17 protein-coding genes are annotated in these 17,446 nt (G+C 58.3%); 7 read left to right on the top strand and 10 right to left on the bottom strand.

Annotation, left to right across the window (positions count from 1 at the left end; all coding sequences use genetic code 11):
• Positions 1–4: 4 nt before the first annotated feature.
• Positions 5–1,048, bottom strand: a complete 1,044-nt coding sequence (locus GRI43_RS04970) for an amidohydrolase family protein (protein ID WP_160729948.1) — start codon at positions 1,046–1,048, stop codon at positions 5–7.
• Positions 1,049–1,195: 147 nt separating this feature from the next.
• Between GRI43_RS04970 and GRI43_RS04965 the strand changes: the two genes are divergently transcribed.
• Positions 1,196–2,977 carry a vWA domain-containing protein gene (locus GRI43_RS04965; protein WP_160729947.1) on the top strand — a complete coding sequence of 594 codons (1,782 nt, stop codon included), beginning with the start codon at positions 1,196–1,198 and terminating at the stop codon, positions 2,975–2,977.
• A gap of 6 nt (positions 2,978–2,983) precedes the next feature.
• On the opposite strand, the gene leuA is transcribed toward GRI43_RS04965, so the two are convergent.
• Complete coding sequence (leuA, locus tag GRI43_RS04960; RefSeq protein ID WP_160729946.1) at positions 2,984–4,663, bottom strand: 2-isopropylmalate synthase; 1,680 nt, start codon at positions 4,661–4,663, stop codon at positions 2,984–2,986.
• Between the two features lie 230 nt (positions 4,664–4,893).
• On the opposite strand from leuA, the gene GRI43_RS04955 reads away from it, so the two are divergent.
• Positions 4,894–5,316, top strand: coding sequence for a PaaI family thioesterase (locus GRI43_RS04955; RefSeq protein ID WP_235903608.1), 423 nt, complete (start codon positions 4,894–4,896; stop codon positions 5,314–5,316).
• A 51-nt stretch (positions 5,317–5,367) separates the two neighbouring features.
• Here GRI43_RS04955 and ilvC read toward each other — a convergent pair whose 3' ends face one another.
• The 4 genes from ilvC to miaA form a co-directional block, all read right to left on the bottom strand.
• Positions 5,368–6,387 (bottom strand): ketol-acid reductoisomerase, encoded by a 1,020-nt coding sequence (ilvC, locus tag GRI43_RS04950; protein WP_160730645.1) that lies wholly within the window; start codon positions 6,385–6,387, stop codon positions 5,368–5,370.
• Positions 6,388–6,400: 13 nt separating this feature from the next.
• The gene (ilvN, locus tag GRI43_RS04945) at positions 6,401–6,916 is read right to left on the bottom strand and encodes an acetolactate synthase small subunit (RefSeq protein WP_160729944.1); all 516 of its coding nucleotides are present in this window, start codon (positions 6,914–6,916) and stop codon (positions 6,401–6,403) included.
• A 10-nt stretch (positions 6,917–6,926) separates the two neighbouring features.
• Entirely contained in the window at positions 6,927–8,696 is a 1,770-nt protein-coding gene (gene ilvB, locus GRI43_RS04940; RefSeq protein ID WP_160729943.1) for a biosynthetic-type acetolactate synthase large subunit, read from the bottom strand.
• A gap of 103 nt (positions 8,697–8,799) precedes the next feature.
• Positions 8,800–9,768, bottom strand: coding sequence for a tRNA (adenosine(37)-N6)-dimethylallyltransferase MiaA (miaA, locus tag GRI43_RS04935; RefSeq protein WP_160729942.1), 969 nt, complete (start codon positions 9,766–9,768; stop codon positions 8,800–8,802).
• On the opposite strand from miaA, the gene serB reads away from it, so the two are divergent.
• Positions 9,761–10,639: a phosphoserine phosphatase SerB gene (serB, locus tag GRI43_RS04930; protein ID WP_160729941.1), complete on the top strand. Its 879-nt coding sequence runs from the start codon at positions 9,761–9,763 to the stop codon at positions 10,637–10,639. The genes miaA and serB overlap by 8 nt on opposite strands.
• Before the next feature lie 15 nt (positions 10,640–10,654).
• Here the strand turns inward: serB and GRI43_RS04925 are convergent, their stop codons facing one another.
• Positions 10,655–11,341: a nitroreductase family protein gene (locus GRI43_RS04925; protein ID WP_160729940.1), complete on the bottom strand. Its 687-nt coding sequence runs from the start codon at positions 11,339–11,341 to the stop codon at positions 10,655–10,657.
• A 103-nt stretch (positions 11,342–11,444) separates the two neighbouring features.
• Here GRI43_RS04925 and GRI43_RS04920 point away from each other — a divergent pair, with 103 nt between their 5' ends.
• Positions 11,445–12,236 (top strand): Coq4 family protein, encoded by a 792-nt coding sequence (locus tag GRI43_RS04920; RefSeq protein ID WP_160729939.1) that lies wholly within the window; start codon positions 11,445–11,447, stop codon positions 12,234–12,236.
• Positions 12,237–12,238: 2 nt separating this feature from the next.
• On the opposite strand, the gene purL is transcribed toward GRI43_RS04920, so the two are convergent.
• Genes purL through GRI43_RS04905 form a run of 3 tightly spaced genes read right to left on the bottom strand, consistent with a single transcriptional unit; the run spans position 12,239 to position 15,677 of the window.
• Positions 12,239–14,557: a phosphoribosylformylglycinamidine synthase subunit PurL gene (gene purL / locus GRI43_RS04915; protein WP_160729938.1), complete on the bottom strand. Its 2,319-nt coding sequence runs from the start codon at positions 14,555–14,557 to the stop codon at positions 12,239–12,241.
• Positions 14,558–14,566: 9 nt separating this feature from the next.
• The gene (locus GRI43_RS04910; protein ID WP_160729937.1) at positions 14,567–15,247 is read right to left on the bottom strand and encodes a hypothetical protein; all 681 of its coding nucleotides are present in this window, start codon (positions 15,245–15,247) and stop codon (positions 14,567–14,569) included.
• 28 nt (positions 15,248–15,275) lie between these two features.
• Positions 15,276–15,677: a DUF2177 family protein gene (locus GRI43_RS04905; RefSeq protein WP_160729936.1), complete on the bottom strand. Its 402-nt coding sequence runs from the start codon at positions 15,675–15,677 to the stop codon at positions 15,276–15,278.
• A 61-nt stretch (positions 15,678–15,738) separates the two neighbouring features.
• Here GRI43_RS04905 and GRI43_RS04900 point away from each other — a divergent pair, with 61 nt between their 5' ends.
• From GRI43_RS04900 to coaD, 3 genes are read left to right on the top strand one after another with little or no spacing between them, the layout of a single operon-like run.
• Complete coding sequence (locus GRI43_RS04900) at positions 15,739–15,990, top strand: exodeoxyribonuclease VII small subunit (protein WP_160729935.1); 252 nt, start codon at positions 15,739–15,741, stop codon at positions 15,988–15,990.
• Position 15,991: 1 nt separating this feature from the next.
• Positions 15,992–16,900, top strand: a complete 909-nt coding sequence (locus GRI43_RS04895; RefSeq protein ID WP_271438803.1) for a polyprenyl synthetase family protein — start codon at positions 15,992–15,994, stop codon at positions 16,898–16,900.
• Positions 16,897–17,409, top strand: coding sequence for a pantetheine-phosphate adenylyltransferase (coaD, locus tag GRI43_RS04890; protein WP_160729934.1), 513 nt, complete (start codon positions 16,897–16,899; stop codon positions 17,407–17,409). The genes GRI43_RS04895 and coaD overlap by 4 nt, the downstream gene beginning before the upstream one ends.
• The last annotated feature ends 37 nt before the right edge of the window (positions 17,410–17,446 follow it).

Below are 17,446 nucleotides of genomic sequence, written 5' to 3'. Positions count from 1 at the left end.
GACCCTACGTCAACAGTTCTTCAATGCCGTAGAACCGGGCGGCATTTCCGGCATAGAGCGCGGCCTTTTCGTCGGCTGAATGACCGGATGTGATTCGCTTGAAAGCGTTCCACAATACCGGGTAGCTGGCGCCCCACCTGTCGACGGGATAATTGCTTTCGAACATCGCGCGATCTGTGCCGAACGCTTCGATGCAGGTCTCGATATACGGGCGCCACATCGCTGCGAGAGTCTCCGAACCGACGCCTTTTGCAGGTCCGTGTTCCGGCATGCCGCAGAACGCCATCGCCAACCCGCCAAGTTTGACCGACACGTTGGGGCATTCTGCAAGTGCGTGGATCGACGAACGCCACCGGTCGAAGTTTTCGTGCAATTTGCCGTGGTATGATGCGATGTTCAGAGGCGTGCCGCAGTGATCGATAACGATCTTCTGATCGGGGAATGCCTTTGCCAGATCGGTCACATCGCCGATCTGAGGTTCGAGTACCCACGCGTCGAACGTCAGCCCGCGGCTTGCGAACTCGCCAAATCCAGACCGGAACGCGTCGGAGCCATACAACCCTTCCGGGGCATGAAATGGCGCGCCCAGCACGTCTGGATCGGCATCCCATGCGCCCTGATGCCGAATGCCGCAGAACCGGCCATTCCCCGCCGCTTCCAAGGCATCGAGAACCGGGCCGACCTTCGAGCCTAGCGTCAGATCGGCGTGGCCCACGATGGATGCGCACGCACGAAGAGGGCCGTAGAGGCCGCTGGCAGACTGCGCGGCGACACCGTTTACAAACTCGACCTCGCCGAGGACCTTCATCTCGTCACTGGCGTTGGCACGGTAGAATGCACCGCATTCCATGAAGACCGTGCCGACCACATTATGCCCGCTGGAAACATCGGCATGCAATTGGTCGAACGTGTAATAAGCAGCGCCCACGATTGCATCCAGAAACGGGTGCCTCGGCTCGGGAAAAGCGGGGAGCATCGGGCGCAGGTCCCACAGATGATGATGCGGGTCGATGATCGGCAGATCGGGTTCGAGTATTGCTTCGGTCATAAAGTTTCTCCCTTGATGCACTGTAAGGTGGAAATTTGACCTGTCGAGAGCTGAGGGAAGGCGTAGATTTGTCGGAAATTTTACTCTGCACTATCACTTTCCGGAAATGGAATGAAAGTGTTAGAGTGATGTCAGGAGGTCGCGAACATGAAGCTTTTGGATCCGAAAATTGCCTTTGCCGGTTTGGCAGCGGGGGTTCTCTTAACCGCTGATGCGGGCCTGTTGGCTCAGAACCAGATGCCTGAAGACGAAGAGGCGCGGGAGCAAACCATCATCGTCACGGCGACTCGGCTCAGGCAAAGCGGATCACAGGATATCAAGCAGTTCCGGTCCCTTTCGCTGGACGGCGAATTTCTGCCCAGACCAGAAAGCCTGACGATCGAAGGACTGCTGGGCGAATATGATCTGGCCCTGCCGAGCAAGTCGGAATGCGATCAGCTGTTCTGCATTGCGGGATACGCGGCGGAGGCCAATCTGCCCACGCGCCCGCAAGACGAGTATTTTGTCGGGCTGGGCTTTGAAAGCAACGCGGATGCGGATGCCCTCCAGAAAGAACCGCTAAGCCTGATTGCGGTAATCGATCGGTCGGGTTCCATGTCCGGTGAGAAAATCGCCCGCGCGAAAGAAGGCTTGCTGCAGGCAATCTCGATGATGCGCGACGGGGACCGCCTTGGCATCGTCGAATTCGGGACTGAGACGAACCTGTTGCTGCCGGTGACCGATATCGGCGGCAATCGCGAGATGATTGCGGAAACGATTTCGGCAATCGAGGCTGAGGGATCAACCTTCATGGAGGCGGGCCTTCGTCTGGGATTCGAGACCGCTTTCGCAGAGCTGGAACAGTCCGGCCGCAAGACCCGCATGATGCTGCTGACGGATGAGAAGCCTAATGTCGGCAACACCGATCCAGACGGGTTTATGGGTCAGGCTGTGTCCGGTTCGCGGCGCGGTGTCGGGATGACCACGATCGGTGTCGGGCGGGATTTCGACAACGCACTGGCCATGCAGCTATCGAGTGTGCGCGGCGGGAACCTGTTTTATCTGGCCACGGATGCCGATGCACCGGCGCTTTTCCAGAGCGAATTCTTTAACATGGTCACGGAAGTAGCCCATGATGTGACGATCACCATGACCCCGTCTGCCGGTTATAAGCTGAACGCGGTTTACGGTGTGCCCAATGAAGTGCTGACCCAGGCCCCTGCGGGCGCGATCACAGTCACCATCGGGTCCGCTTTCCTTTCCAGTAACGGCGGCGGGATTTTTACTAGTCTTGAAACCACGGATGGGGCCAGTGCGCCGCCCAATGAACAGCCGCTGATGTCGGTTGCAGTCAGCTATACCGACGCGCGCAGCGGCGCTGCCGGGTCGAATTCAGACACGGTTATGCTGCCCGGCGGTGAAGTTCCGCAGAACCTGAAACTGGCGCAGGCGCTGGTCGACGAATACCTTTCGCTTTCCGGTGCGCTGGAACTGTATCATGCGAAAGGCGATGCACCGGGCGCATACCGGATGATTTCCGGATTGTCGGAGCGGCTCGGTGGTGCAGAATTTGCTGGCATCGGCAAGGAACGCGAAATGGTTGCGGGACTGCTCGGCAGAGCGGGTGCATTGGCAGGGCAGGGTGATGTGCCCGCTGAAATGCGCCACCTTGGCGTTATTGGCCGATGGGAAGTGACCCGCCAGCGCGGCCTCAATGATGTCTTGCGCGGCGACACGGTTGAACTGACCGGCGACGGCGAGCTCATCACTGAGCGCAAGTCAGGTCCCGAAGCTGGCCGCGAAGTGTACCAGACGTTTCAGATCAACGAGGACCAGATGCACATCAATTACACCGATCTGGTCTTCTATTACCGGCTCAAAGGCGAAAAACTGCAATTGCGGGGCAAGAACGGCAAAACGAAGCTGTTCCTGAAACGCATCGGCAGCTGATCGAGGTCACTTCGCAATTGCAGAGTTTGCCGCGCTCAACACCGCGCGCACGCTGGCTGTCGCGACGTCTTCATCAATCCCTACGCCCCACAATGTTCGTCCGCTGGCGTCACGGCACTGGAGGTAGGCGGCAGCATTGGCATGGGTGCCGGCACCAAGCGCATGCTCGCTATAATCGCTGACTTCCAGTTCTACGCCGAAGCTTTCACGGATGGTGTCGATCACCGAAGAAATCAGGCCGTTGCCTCTGCCGCTGACGCTCTGTTCCTTGCCCTGAACCGAGATAGTACCGGCGAATACGCGGGTTCCGTCTGTGGCCCGGCTTTCTTCGTAAGAGACGAGCTGGAAATGCTTGTCCGGGGTTTTGACATGATAAGCAGTCTGGAACGCATCCCAGATGTCCGCAGCGTTGAGTTCGCGGCCCAGTTCATCGGCCAGATGCTGAACGTGGCGCGAGAAATCGGCCTGCATTGCCTTGGGAAGCTTCAAGCCCTGATCCTGCTCGAGAACCCAGGCAAACCCGCCTTTGCCGCTTTGTGAATTCACCCGGATCACGGCCTCGTAACTACGGCCAAGGTCAGCCGGATCGATCGGCAGGTAAGGTATCCTCCACCGTTCGTCATTCTGAGCTTCGTGAGCGGAAAACCCTTTCTTGATCGCGTCCTGATGGCTGCCGGAAAACGCGGTAAACACCAGTTCGCCGCCATAGGGATGGCGTTGGTGAACCGGGATCTGGTTGCAATATTCGACAGTTTCGATGACGCGGTCGATATCCGAGAAATCGAGCCCTGGATCGATACCTTGCGTGTACATATTGAGCGCGACAGTCACGAGGCAGCAATTACCGGTACGTTCGCCATTGCCGAACAGGCATCCTTCTACGCGGTCTGCCCCGGCCATCAGGCCCAGTTCCGCGGCAGCGACACCTGTTCCGCGATCATTATGCGTATGCAGGCTGATGACCGCCGCCTCGCGGTTTGGCAGGTTACGGCAGAAATATTCGATCTGGTCGGCATAAATGTTTGGGGTTGCCGCCTCCACCGTGGCCGGGAGATTGAGAATGATCGGCTTTTCAGCAGTGGGTTGCAGCACGTCCATCACCGCCTCGCAAACCTCGATGCTGAAATCGAGTTCGGCGGTGGAGAAGGTTTCAGGGCTATATTGAAAATTCCAGTCGGTATCGGGCCGTTTGGCGGCCTCGTCACGCATCACTTTCGCGCCGTGAATAGCGATCTCCCGGACTTCGTCCTTGCTCATACGGAACACGATATCGCGCCATGCCGGGCTGACCGCGTTGTAGAGATGTACGATGGCCGTGCCGGCGCCTTCCAGGCTTTCGAAAGATGTCCGGATCAGGTCTTCGCGAGACTGGGTCAGGACCTGAAGCATTACGTCACCGGGTACCCTGCCGGATCGCACCAGCCCCTGAATGAAGTCGAATTCGGTCGCGCCGGCACTCGGAAAACCGACCTCGATTTCCTTGACCCCGATTTCAACCAGCAGGTCGAAAAACCGGTTTTTCTTCACCGCGTCCATGGGATCGATAATCGACTGGTTGCCGTCCCTGAGGTCAGTCGAAAGCCAGCGGGGCGGGGCGGATATGACATTGCCCGGCCACTGCCGGTTGGGCAGGTCGATCTGCGGAAATGCCTGATATTTGCGAGAAGGGTTGCTGAGCATGGTCATTGATGAAACTCGAAACTGCGATTTTGTGGAATTTTGGCGTTTTCCCTTGGGCGATCAGCGCACCCGATTAAGCACGCCGGTCTTCACGCCCAAGGGCGGGTAAGTCGCAGGAGTAGTTCGATGGCCTTTGGCATGTCTCATTCTATGAGGGTTGCCGTTTGGCTTGTAAAGGCAAAGTAGGTTAGCCAGGCTGAGAAACAATCTTACATCACGCAAGGGAATGAATGTTCATGGAAAGCAACCCGGCAGAGCCGCTATACAAGACGATGGGACTGGTTCGGATCGTCGAACTGGACAAAGCCGGGCGCGCCGTTCTGGAATATGAAGCAACTGCCGCTCAGTGTCATTCGGGCGGCGTGGTGCAGGGCGGTTTCGTCACGGGCTGGATCGATGCAGCAATGGCCCATGCCGCGATTGCCCTGAAAGGAAAGGACATCGTGCCGATGTCGCTGGAGCTCAAAGTGAGCTTCTTCGCGCCAGCACGGCCTGGATTGGTCATAGCCGAGGGGTGGGTGGAGCGAGACGGCCGCCGGACAGGTTTCTTCGAAGGTGTGCTGAAAGACAGCAAAGGCAACGTGCTGGCCAAGGGTACAAGTACCGTTCTGCTCGCTGACCGAAGCAAGGTCGAGGCAGCGGCAAAGTCTGCCAGCTGATTTTTGCTGTGCCGGCCGCCCATAGCGGGCGGGCCGGCGCAGCAATTGGTTTTAGTTCTTGTCCTTGTCGACCAGCTTGTTGGCTGAAATCCATGGCATCATCGCGCGCAGTTCCGACCCGGTCTTTTCGATCGGATGGGCTTCTGCGGCTTTCCTCGATGCTTTGAGTTCCGGCTGACCGGCGCGGTTGTCGAGAACAAAGTTCTTCACGAAACGGCCCGACTGGATATCGGCCAGAACACGCTTCATTTCTGCCTTGGTTTCATCCGTGATGATCCGCGGGCCTGTGGTGATGTCACCATATTCCGCAGTGTTGCTGATGGAATACCGCATATTGGCAATGCCGCCTTCATACAGCAGATCGACGATCAGCTTGGTTTCGTGGAGGCATTCGAAATAGGCCATTTCTGGCGCATATCCGGCTTCAACCAGCGTTTCGAAACCTGCCTGGATCAGGTGGGTTATCCCGCCGCAAAGGACAGCCTGCTCGCCGAACAGGTCAGTTTCGCATTCTTCGCGGAAATTGGTCTGGATGATGCCCGAACGGCCGCCACCGACCGCGCTGGCATAGGCGAGCGCAACATCGTGCGCGTTTCCGGTTGCATCCTGATCGACTGCGATCAGGCAAGGCACACCGCCGCCGCGCTGGTATTCACTGCGCACCGTGTGGCCGGGACCCTTGGGCGCGATCATGATTACGTCGATATCTGATGGTGCCTCGATCAGGCCGAAATGGATATTCAGGCCGTGGGCAAATGCCAGCGCGCTGCCGGCTTTCATGTTACCCTTGAGATCATTTTCCCAGATCGCTGCCTGATGTTCATCAGGTGCCAGGATCATGACGATGTCGGCCCATTCAGCGGCCTGTTTGTTCGTCAGAACCTTGAATCCGGCATCTTCAGCCTTCTTGGCGGTCGCGGAACCTTCGCGAAGGGCGATAGCCACGTCATTCACGCCGCTGTCACGCAGGTTTTGAGCGTGGGCGTGACCCTGGCTGCCGTAACCGACGATTGCGATCTTCTTTCCGGTGACGAGGTTCAGATCGGCATCGGCATCATAATAGACTTTCATCATTTCCCTTTCGTCAGGTGCTTTTTGCACCGCGCATCATTCCAACGATCCCCGTCCGTCCGACTTCCACCAACCCAAGCTCGCGCATGAGGATGATGAAATTGTCGATCTTTTCTGGGGATCCTGTGAGTTCGAAAACAAAGCTCGAAGTGGTCGAATCGACGACTTGAGCGCGAAAAATTTCAGCTGTGCGGAGGGCCTCGACCCGCGCATCGCCCTTGCCGGTAACCTTGATCAGCGCCAGCTCGCGTTCGACGTGCGCACCGGCGGTTGTCAGGTCAACAACCTTGTGCACCGGCACCAACCGTTCCAGCTGGGCCTCGATCTGGTCGATAACCGCTGGCGGGCCGTTGGTGACGATGGTGATCCGGCTGATTGCGTGGTCTTCAGCAATATCGGCCACGGTCAAGCTGTCGATATTGTAACCGCGCGCGGTGAAAAGGCCTGCGATCTTCGCGAGAATACCGGCTTCGTTATCAACCGTGATGGCGAGCACGTGCCGCTCTGCCGTTGTTTCCTTGATATGCATTATCGTGCCCTTACACCAAAGCCTTCGCTTCGTCGTCCATGGTCCCTTCGACCTGATCGCCATACAGCAGCATATCGGTGTGTGCCGCGCCGCTGGGGATCATCGGGTAACAATTGGCGTCCTTGGAAACCTGGCAATCCACGATGACAGGCCCGTCATGCTCCAGCATGGCCACGATTCCCGCATCGAGTTCGCTTTCGTCATGGATGCGGATACCTTTCCATCCATAGGCCTCGGCCAGGCGAACGAAGTCGGGCAGGCTGTCCGAATAGGAATTGGAATAGCGGCTTTCATAGGTCAGTTCCTGCCACTGGCGGACCATTCCCATATATTCATTGTTCAGGATGAATACCTTGACCGGCAGGCGGTATTGGCTGGCGGTCCCGAGTTCCTGAATGTTCATCTGGATGGACGCCTCACCTGCAATATCGATGACGAGGTCGTCCGGATTGCCCAGCTGCGCCCCGATCGCGGCGGGCAGACCATAGCCCATTGTGCCGAGGCCGCCGCTGGTGAGCCATTTATTAGGGTCGAAAAAGCCGAAATATTGCGCGGCCCACATCTGGTGCTGGCCGACTTCGGTCGTGATGATTGGCTTTCGGTCACGGGTGAGAGCGAACAACCGCTCAACTGCCTTTTGCGGCATCAGGGAATCGCTGCGTTCGGGGTAGGCGAGGCTTTCACGGGCGCGCCATCCGGCGATCCGGGCCTTCCATTCACCCAGATCCATTGGATTTACGGAGGCGAGACCATCGATCAATTGTTGTAGAACGGTGCCGCAGTCCCCGACAATTCCCAGATCGACCGGTACAACCTTGTTGATCGACGCACGGTCGATATCGATATGTATTTTCTTTGAATCGGGCGAAAATGCGTCGAGCCGACCTGTCACGCGGTCATCGAAGCGTGCGCCGATGCAGACCATCAGGTCGCATTTGTTCATCGCCATGTTGGCTTCGTATGTGCCGTGCATACCCAGCATACCGAGCCAGTCGGGATGCTCGGCCGGGAATGCTCCCAATCCCATCAGGGTTGATGTGACAGGCGCTCCGGTAATGTCCTGCAACTGGCGCAGAAGCGTGCTTGCCTCCGGGCCCGAATTGATGATTCCGCCGCCCGTGTAGAGAACGGGGCATTCTGCCTGAGCGATCATCTCGACCGCCTGGCTGATCTTGTCTTTCTTGCCGACAGTCCGCGGCTGATAACGGGCAGAGGCGGGCGGTGCTTCCGAAACGGCGTCCCAGTCGGCCAATGCGATCTGCACGTCCTTGGGGATGTCGATCAGCACCGGGCCGGGGCGTCCGCTCGTGGCAATGCGAAAGGCTTCCTCGATCGTGACGCGCAAATCCTTGGGGTCTTTGACGAGGTAATTGTGTTTCGTGCAATGCCGGGTAATCCCGATCGTATCGGCTTCCTGAAACGCGTCTGTCCCGATGAGCGCGGTCGGAACCTGTCCAGTGATTACGACCAACGGGATCGAGTCAAGATAGGCATCGGCGATGCCGGTGACTGCATTGGTTGCACCGGGGCCGGAGGTAACGAGTACGACGCCCGGCTTGCCGGTTGAACGGGCGTAGCCTTCGGCGGCGTGGGCTGCGCCGGCTTCGTGACGGACAAGGATATGGCGAATGCGCTGGTCTTCGAACAATTCGTCATAGATCGGCAGCACGGCGCCGCCCGGATAGCCGAAGATGAATTCGACACCCTGACCAACCAGGCTCTCGATCAAGATCGATGCGCCGCTGCGCTCCTGTTCAGACACTGTTTCCTCCAATTCCATAGTCGCGAATGTTCGCTGGTCAAAAATTTAGCCCGGCGCAAGGGACGATGCACCGGGCTATGACCGACGCCTGCACTAAAGATATAAAATGATTCGTCAAGGCCTAATTGCGCAATAATAATTCAAATATACTGCCAATATCGGTATTTTCCGGCGCAGACCTTGGCCAATCTTTCGGTGGCTGGTTCCGGAACCAGGTAAACTGGCGCTTTGCATACTGGCGCGTGCTGAGCTGACCCGCCTCGATCATCTCCTCTTTGGAAAGATCCCCGGATAGCCAGCCCATAATCTCCCTTACGCCGATCGCACGCATCACCGGCAATTCCGGATTAAGGCCGCGCGCCGCGAGCTGCTGCACTTCCTGGACGGCGCCCTGATCAAGCATAAGCGTGAAGCGCCGATCGCACCGTTCATACAGCCATTCGCGATCGGGTTGCAGGACGAGTGGGTGCAGCATTACATCGCCGCCGATCCCGCCCACCAGCTTGCCGTGCCAGTGATACATCGGAGATCCCGTCGAGCGGATCACTTCCAGAGCCCTTGCGGTTCTGGTGGTGTCCGCCGGAGCCAGCCGGCTTGCCGCCTCGGGATCTTCGATTTCCAGTGCGGCCCGTGCCTCCACCTGCGGCATGGCGCGGACGGCTTCTCTTATTGCCGGTTCGATCGGAGGGATGGGCGAAATCCCGTCGAGCAGTGTGCGCATATAGAGGCCCGTTCCCCCTACCAGAATCGGAACGCAGCCGGCATCATGCAATTGGGCGATCACTTTTTTCGCGGCCCCCGCCCATTCCGCAGTCGAACATGCTAACGCGCCGTCCCAGTCACCGAACAGGAAATGCGGGATGCCTTGCATTTCCTGTTCGTTTGGCCGGGCGCTCAGCACCTGCAAATCGCGGTAAACCTGTGCGCTGTCGGTATTGATGATCGCTGCTGGCCGCCCCTGTGCTTCCAGCTTTTTGGCCAGCTTTACTGCCAGATCGCTCTTGCCGCTGGCCGTCGGCCCTGCAATGAGCGCGAGGGGCGGCAGCCGCGCTGGCTGTTCGCCCAATTCAGGAGACTTTGCATTGCTCATCGCCCGGTTGATAGCAGACCCGGAAGGACTTGAAACTCGCCTTGATCGTGTTGTGAACGCGCTCAGCGAAAAAGGCATGTCGGTGGCAATGGTCCGGATGCTCGAACACGCAGGCAAGGTTTTGCATCTGTCACTGCCAGAGGGCGATATGCGCACCCTGCGCGCAGTTGTCGAAGATATCATGCAGCCGCAAGCCGCGCTGTTTTCAACCAACGATATAGAAATACCGAAACTGTTCGTATCGGACATGGATTCGACGATCATCGGGCAAGAATGCATCGACGAGCTGGCCGACTTCGCCGGAATGAAAGATCAGGTTTCCGAGATTACCGAACGGGCGATGCTGGGGGAATTAGATTTCGAAGCGGCGCTGCGCGAGCGCGTTGCGCTGCTGAGCGGTCTTGAAGAGAGCGCGATAGATCGCTGCCTGGCCGAACGGATCAGGCCGATGGCCGGCGCGAGAACGTTGCTCAATACCCTCAAGGCCCATGGCTGCCGAACTGTGCTGGTCACTGGCGGGTTCCATCATTTTGCCGATGCCGTGGCCGAGGATCTCGGCTTTGACCGTGTTGTCGGGAACCGTCTGGAGGTTGCATCCGGCGCGCTTACCGGCGGGCTTGTTGGGCCGATTGCGGACAGCTCGACCAAGCTGAACGTATTGCTGGAAGAACGTGCGAAGATATCCTCACCGCATGTCATGGCCGCGGGTGACGGCGCGAATGACATTCCGATGCTGGGCGAAGCCGATTACGGGATCGCCTATATGGCAAAGCCGAAAGCGCGCGATGCGGCGTCAGGCTGGGTCGACACGGGTAATCTGTCTGACATTCTCGATCTGTTGGACATCCCGATCGGGGACCGGGCCGGCTGATTCAGGCAGCTGGCGTCACAACCAGCTGCTGATCATATCGAGCGGCTTTTTTCTCAACGCGTGTGTCGGAACGGTGGCGCCGGGTGCAGGCTTGCCCGCGACGATGATCATCAAAGGCTTTTCTTCTGCAGGCCGGCCGCACAGATCGCGCAGGAAACCCATAGGCGAGGGGGTATGGGTCAGGGTGGCGACCCCTGCCGCATGAAGGGTGGAGAGTAGCATCCCGCAAGCAATTCCCACGCTTTCATTGACGTAGTAATTCTGCGTCTTTCCGTCTTCTTCGATGCCGCCCTTGCGCTGAGCGAACACCACGATCAGCCAAGGGGCTGTTTCCAGAAAGGGCTTGTCTTCGTCAGTGCCAAGCGGAGACAGGGCATCCAGCCATTGATCGCTGGCGCGCGCGTTTTCCCCGTCGGCGCCGTAGAACTCACGCTCCTCTGCCTCTGCCGCCTCGCGGATTGCCTTCTTCTTGTCTGGCGAAGATATCACGCTGAAATGCCACGGTTGGTGATTTGCGCCGTTGGGCGCGTTTCCCGCCGCCTGAACCGCGTATTCGACGACTTCACGCGGAACTGGCTCGTCAGAGAAATAGCGGCAGGTTCGGCGTTTTGCGTGCAATTCCTGATATTCGCGCGCCCGTACGATGCGTTCCTGATCGCTGATGTCGGGCAGGCAATACGGAACGGAATCATGATTTTTCATGTCGTAGATATCGTACGGTGCAGTCCGAATGGGAAGGGCTTTTACGTCTCCCTAATTGACACCGTTGTAAGTAATGATCAGATTGACCCGCAGGAGATTTGATATGGCAGCGATCGACAGGCCTTTGAAACATCCGGCACGCAAGCTTGCAGGGTTCCAGCCCTTCAAGGCGATGCGTCATTTTCGCAATCTGATCGCGGACAAGGAAGATACCGAACAGGTCTTTCACATTATTGAGGCGCTGAAAGGCAGGAAGAGCGCACGCCAGGCCGCAGACTTTGTCCAGTCAGAACCGGGCCGCGAATTGCTGCGCAAGGATTTCGATATACCTGCAATGCTCGACGATCATGATCGCTGGGCAGACTGCGGACCGGAAACGGTTGCCCAGCATTATATGCGGTTCATGAAGAGCGAAGGCCTGACCGCTGCTGGCCTGGTCGCCGAATCGTATAAATGGCTACCGCAGGATCAACGCCCGCAGGACCTGTACGAATGGTATTTCGAGCGGCTTCGCGACACGCACGATCTGTTTCACGTATTGACCGGCTATGGCCGCGATCCGCTGGGTGAAATCTGCCTGCTGGGCTTCAGCTATGCGCAGAACCACAATCGCGGCGTGCTGTTCATTGCCTATGCCGGGGCACGCCAGATGAAGAAGGAATCGGGCACTGCTGCGCCGATTTTCGAAGCCGTCAAAGAAGGCCGCAGGCTGGGTAAAGCAGCGGCCAAGCTGGCTCACCAGGACATCGAGTCCCTCATGCGTGAACCGATTGATGCCGCCCGCGCGCGGTTAGGTCTCGGCAAGCCGGTCGTTTACCGCGAATGCCTGCGGATCCTCGAAGACGAAGGGCATACGGCAGAAGAAGCGTTTGAAGGTGCCCAGCAGGCAGCCTGACCTCAGTCTTCCATCCAGTCCTTGAAGAAGCTTTCATTGGCTGCACGCAAATCGTTCACCGGAATGTCGAACAGGATTCTGTCCTCGTCATCCTTCCAGGAAAATGACTTTCCGCCGGTGAAGCCGATCCAGTCGGCGCTCACGCCAGCCTGTTCGCATTCTTCCTTGAACGCTTCCCATTCCTCACGTTCCGTGAAGGTGAAGGTGGCGATGTAACGCGACTGATCTTCACCGAACATGTCGAGAAGCGAGTCGCCCAATGTATGGACGGTTGCGCCAATACCGCTGGACATCGCCATTTCGGCCAGCGCGACCGCAGCGCCGCCATCCGAGATATCATGGACAGCGGTGCATCGCGCCTGTTCGATCAGACCGCGAACGAATTCGCCAATTTTACGCTCAAGCGCAAGATCAACAGGCGGCGGTGAGCCATCCTCCAGTCCGCGGACCTCGCGCAGCCATGTCGACTGGCCCAGGTGCGAACCGATCGTACCAATTGCGCCATCGGCACGCATGGCCGGCAGGTCCGGTGTTTCGGACTTGGCGTTCCACAAAACGTCGCCATTGTCGGTAAAGCCGCCGAGCACGACGATAGCATGGCCTTCATCCTTGAACGGGATGGTAGCCATATCGCCAAGATCTTCGAGCACGCCGACGCCGCCGATTGCGGGGGTGGGCAGGATTGCACTACCGCCGCCGGTGGCCTTGCTTTCGTTGTAGAGCGAAACATTGCCGCTAACGATCGGGAAATCGAGCGCGCGGCAGGCTTCGCCCATGCCTTCCAGACAGCCAACGAACTGAGCCATGATTTCGGGCCGCTGCGGATTGGCGAAGTTCAGGCAGTTGGTCACTGCAAGCGGCCTCGCACCAACGGAATTCAAGTTGCGATATGCCTCTGCAATCGCCTGTTTTCCGCCTTCATATGGATCGGCATAGCAATAGCGCGGATTGCAATCGGTCGAGATGGCGAGCGCCTTGTTCGTACCGTGAACGCGCACAACGGCTGCATCACCGCCCGATTTCTGCAGTGTGTCTGCGCCGACCTGACTGTCATACTGTTCCCAGATCCAGCGGCGCGATGCGAGCGCGGGGCTGGCAAGCATATGCAGCAGTTCCGCACCATGGTCCTCGCTATCCTCGATCCGGGAGAGCGACGGGATGCCTGCCCAGGCCTTGTATTCTTCCTTGGACGCATATGGCCGCTCATATTCAGGAGCGTCAGAGGCGAGCGGACCAAGCGGAATATCGCAGACCACTTCCCCGCCGAATTCCAGAACCATGTGCTGGGTGTCGGTGACTTCACCAATGACCGCGAAGTCGAGCTCCCACTTCTTGAAGATCGCCTCTGCCATGGGTTCTTTGCCCGGCTTGAGAACCATGAGCATCCGCTCCTGGCTTTCACTCAGCATCATTTCGTAAGGCGTCATGCCTTCCTCGCGGCACGGAACCTTGTCCATGTCGAGGCGTATGCCGGTTTTGCCGTTCGTCGCCATTTCGACGCTGGATGATGTCAGACCCGCAGCGCCCATATCTTGGATCGCGACGATGGCATCGGTTGCCATGAGTTCGAGGCAGGCTTCGATCAGCAGTTTTTCGGTGAACGGATCGCCAACCTGCACGGTCGGGCGCTTTTCCTCGGTGTCTTCGCTGAAGTCGGCGCTGGCCATGGTTGCGCCGTGGATACCGTCACGTCCGGTCTTCGATCCGACATAGACGATCGGATTGCCGATGCCGGTGGCAGCGCTGTAAAAAATCTTGTCCGCGTCGGCGACACCGACGGTCATCGCGTTGACCAGAATGTTCCCGTCATAGGCCGGGTGGAAATTGGTTTCGCCGCCGACAGTCGGAACGCCCACGCAATTGCCGTAGCCGCCGATTCCGGCAACCACGCCTTTCACCAGATGTTTCATCTTTGGGTGATCAGGCGAGCCGAAACGCAAGGCATTCATGTTCGCTACGGGACGGGCGCCCATGGTGAACACGTCCCGCAAGATACCGCCTACGCCAGTGGCTGCACCCTGATAGGGTTCGATATAGCTGGGATGATTGTGGCTCTCCATCTTGAAGATGGCAGCCTGACCATCGCCGATGTCGATCACGCCGGCGTTCTCGCCCGGTCCACAAATCACCCACGGTGCTTCCGTTGGCAGCTTCTTCAAATGGAAGCGGGACGATTTGTAGGAGCAATGCTCAGACCACATCACGGAAAAGATGCCCAGCTCAACCAGATTGGGTTCGCGGCCAAGACCGGCCAGAACGCGATCATATTCCTCTGGGCTGAGGCCGTGGGCTTCGACGACTTCGGGAGTAATTTCGGACATGCTGCGCCCTTAGCGGGGTGGGCTTGCTCCCGCTAGCCCCCGATCACTTATATGGCGGCGAGTTGTCCCCACCCAAGATGCAACCCATGCCGCAATCCCGAAGCTGGCAAGCGCAGTCAGGTACAGCCCGATGCCGGCAGATTGTGGTTCGGGCCCGAACCAGTTGATCGATTGCATGGCGAGCAACAAGGCAAGGAGTATCCACGGCGGCATCACAGGCCCCTTGGTCTTGCGGACGTACCAGAGGAATGCGGCCAAGGTGATGCCGAGCTCCAGCGCAATAGCGATTGCCGGGTAATTCCAGATGCCGAAACCGATTTTCGAATCACCGCCGGCAAACGTCAGGTCGGGCCGGTGGACCAACAGATCAACGAACCAGTGGGAAAGCACAACCAGCCCGCCGATCAGCGCCGTGGTCAATTCGCGCCGTGCGAGCAGCAGAACGACAACGAAGGCTATCGCCCAGATCGCAGAGCCGAGCAGGCTATGGGTATAGGGCATGTGATACAGGTCGAGCGGGTTCATGGCCGTCGCCCCCGGTTCGATCCGCATATGCTCCACGCCCACCGTTGCCAGTGCGAAGAAACCCCAATCGACCAATTGGCCGGCGATGAAGAGAGTGCCAAGCTTTGGCGCTCTCTTGCTATAGGCTGCCGCCGCAAAGGCCGGCGCCCAATGACCGATAAACATTTCCCCAGTGCCCCCGGATGAAATCCGATTAATGTGTGAAGCGCAGTGTTACCCATGTGGCAATGCCGCTGGCAACCGCTGTTGCGAATGCTCCCCAAAGAATGTCCATCACGCTTATCTGGGTGGACCAGACTTTCAGCACAGCTTGGCTAGTCAGGTCATAGGTCGCATAGCAAAGCCCGCCCAACAGCGCGCCGTTCAGCATTGCCGTCGGAACATTTCCCGATGCCAGCCCGGGCTTCACCGCAAACCAGATCATTCCGGCGATGTAGAGGAGGTAGAAAACGCCTGCTGCGCCGACCCGGATGTTGTCGGTCATAATCTCACCGATTACCGGGCGGTAGAGGTTCGGTGCCGCCCAGCGCAGCCAAAGCGCGTCGAGTATGCCGAAGCTTATTGCCGCGGCGACGTAGGCTATGATCCATTTCATTGTGATTTCCCCTGTTTGCACAGCTTGACCAAGCAAGCCGTGACCGTCAATGCTCCCTGCCATGAACGAGGCAGCACCCGACATTGACAAGATGACTTTCGAAGACGCTTTGCGGGCTTTGGAAGATGTAGTGAAACGGCTTGAGAGTGGGGAGGTTCCACTGGACGAGTCGATCAGCCTTTATGAACAAGGCGAGAAACTGCGCCTGCATTGCCAGGCCCGGCTCGATTCGGCGCAAGCGAGGATTGAGAAGATCGTGACCGGCGCTGACGGCAAGGCATCGGGCACTGCGCCGTTCGACGCGGACAGTTGATGTGAGCGATACCGGGTCTCCCGAAGCCATCCTGTCGTCCGGACTGGCCGATATCCAGCAGGATGTAGACAAGGCATTCGACGCAATGATGCCGGTGCCGGATGACACCAGGGCGCGGCTCGTCGAAGCGATGCGCTATGCCGCGATTGGCGGCGGCAAACGGGTCCGCCCGTTACTGGTGGCAGCAACCGCCGCGATGTTCGGGGTGGACCGCGACGCTGCGGTGCGCACCGGCTGCGCGGTTGAGGCCATCCACGTCTATTCGCTTATCCACGACGATCTGCCATGCATGGACGATGATAATCTGCGCCATGGGAAGCCAACGGTTCACAAGGCCTTCGACGAAGCAACTGCAGTACTTGCCGGCGATTCGCTCCATGCGCTCGCGTTTGAGATCCTTTCGGATACAGCGACCAGCGGCGATCCGTTCACCAGAGCTGAGCTGATAGCGACCCTTTCCACCGCCAGCGGAATGGGCGGTATGGCCGGCGGTCAGATGATGGATATGGTCGCGGAAGAAACCGATTACGACCTGCACGCCATCACTCGTCTACAACAACTGAAGACCGGTGCGCTCTTGGCAGCTTCGGTCGAAATGGGCGCAATTCTGGGCAAGGTCGCGCCAGAGGGGCGGGCGCATTTGAGAGCCTACGCCCGTGATATCGGGCTGGCATTCCAGATCGCCGACGATCTTCTGGATCACGAAGGCGACGAAGATTTGGCCGGTAAGGCCCTGCGCAAGGATGACGAGCAGGGTAAGCAAACCTTTGTGACCCTGATGGGCCCGGATGGGGCAAGGCAGCAGGCGAAAGCGCTTGTTGAACAGGCAGTTGGCCATCTGGTCAGTTACGGCGATGACGCCGCGCTGCTGGGCGCGCTGGCACGGTATATTGTGGAGAGGGATCGATGAGTGAACGGATAGGCATTTACCCGGGCACTTTCGACCCGATCACGCTGGGCCATGCCGACATTATCCGGCGCGGTTCGAAACTGGTCGACCGGTTGATCATCGGCGTGACCACCAACCCTTCGAAAAACCCCATGTTCAGCACGGACGAGCGGATGGAAATGGTTCGCCGCGAGGTGACGAACCTCGGTCTCGGCAATGTCGAGATTGTCGGTTTCAATGCTCTGCTGATGAAATTCGCACGGGCGCAAGGCGCGAGCGTTATTGTCAGAGGTCTGCGCGCAGTCGCCGATTTTGAATACGAATATCAGATGGCTGGCATGAACCAGCAGCTGGATGCCGAGATCGAAACCATTTTTCTCATGGCAGACGTCTCGCTACAACCTATTGCATCCAAGCTGGTGAAAGAAATCGCCCTGTTTGGCGGTGACATCACACCATTTGTCAGCAAGGAAGTCTGCGAAGACGTCGTTGCGCGGGTGGAAAAAATCGGCCGCTTGGGCGATTATTGATCATTCATTGAAGTGACAGGCCCCGGACGCTAGATGG

Source organism: Pontixanthobacter luteolus, assembly GCF_009828095.1.
Taxonomy (GTDB): Bacteria; Pseudomonadota; Alphaproteobacteria; order Sphingomonadales; family Sphingomonadaceae; genus Pontixanthobacter; species Pontixanthobacter luteolus.
This window is presented reverse-complemented; position numbering and strand designations above follow the sequence as displayed.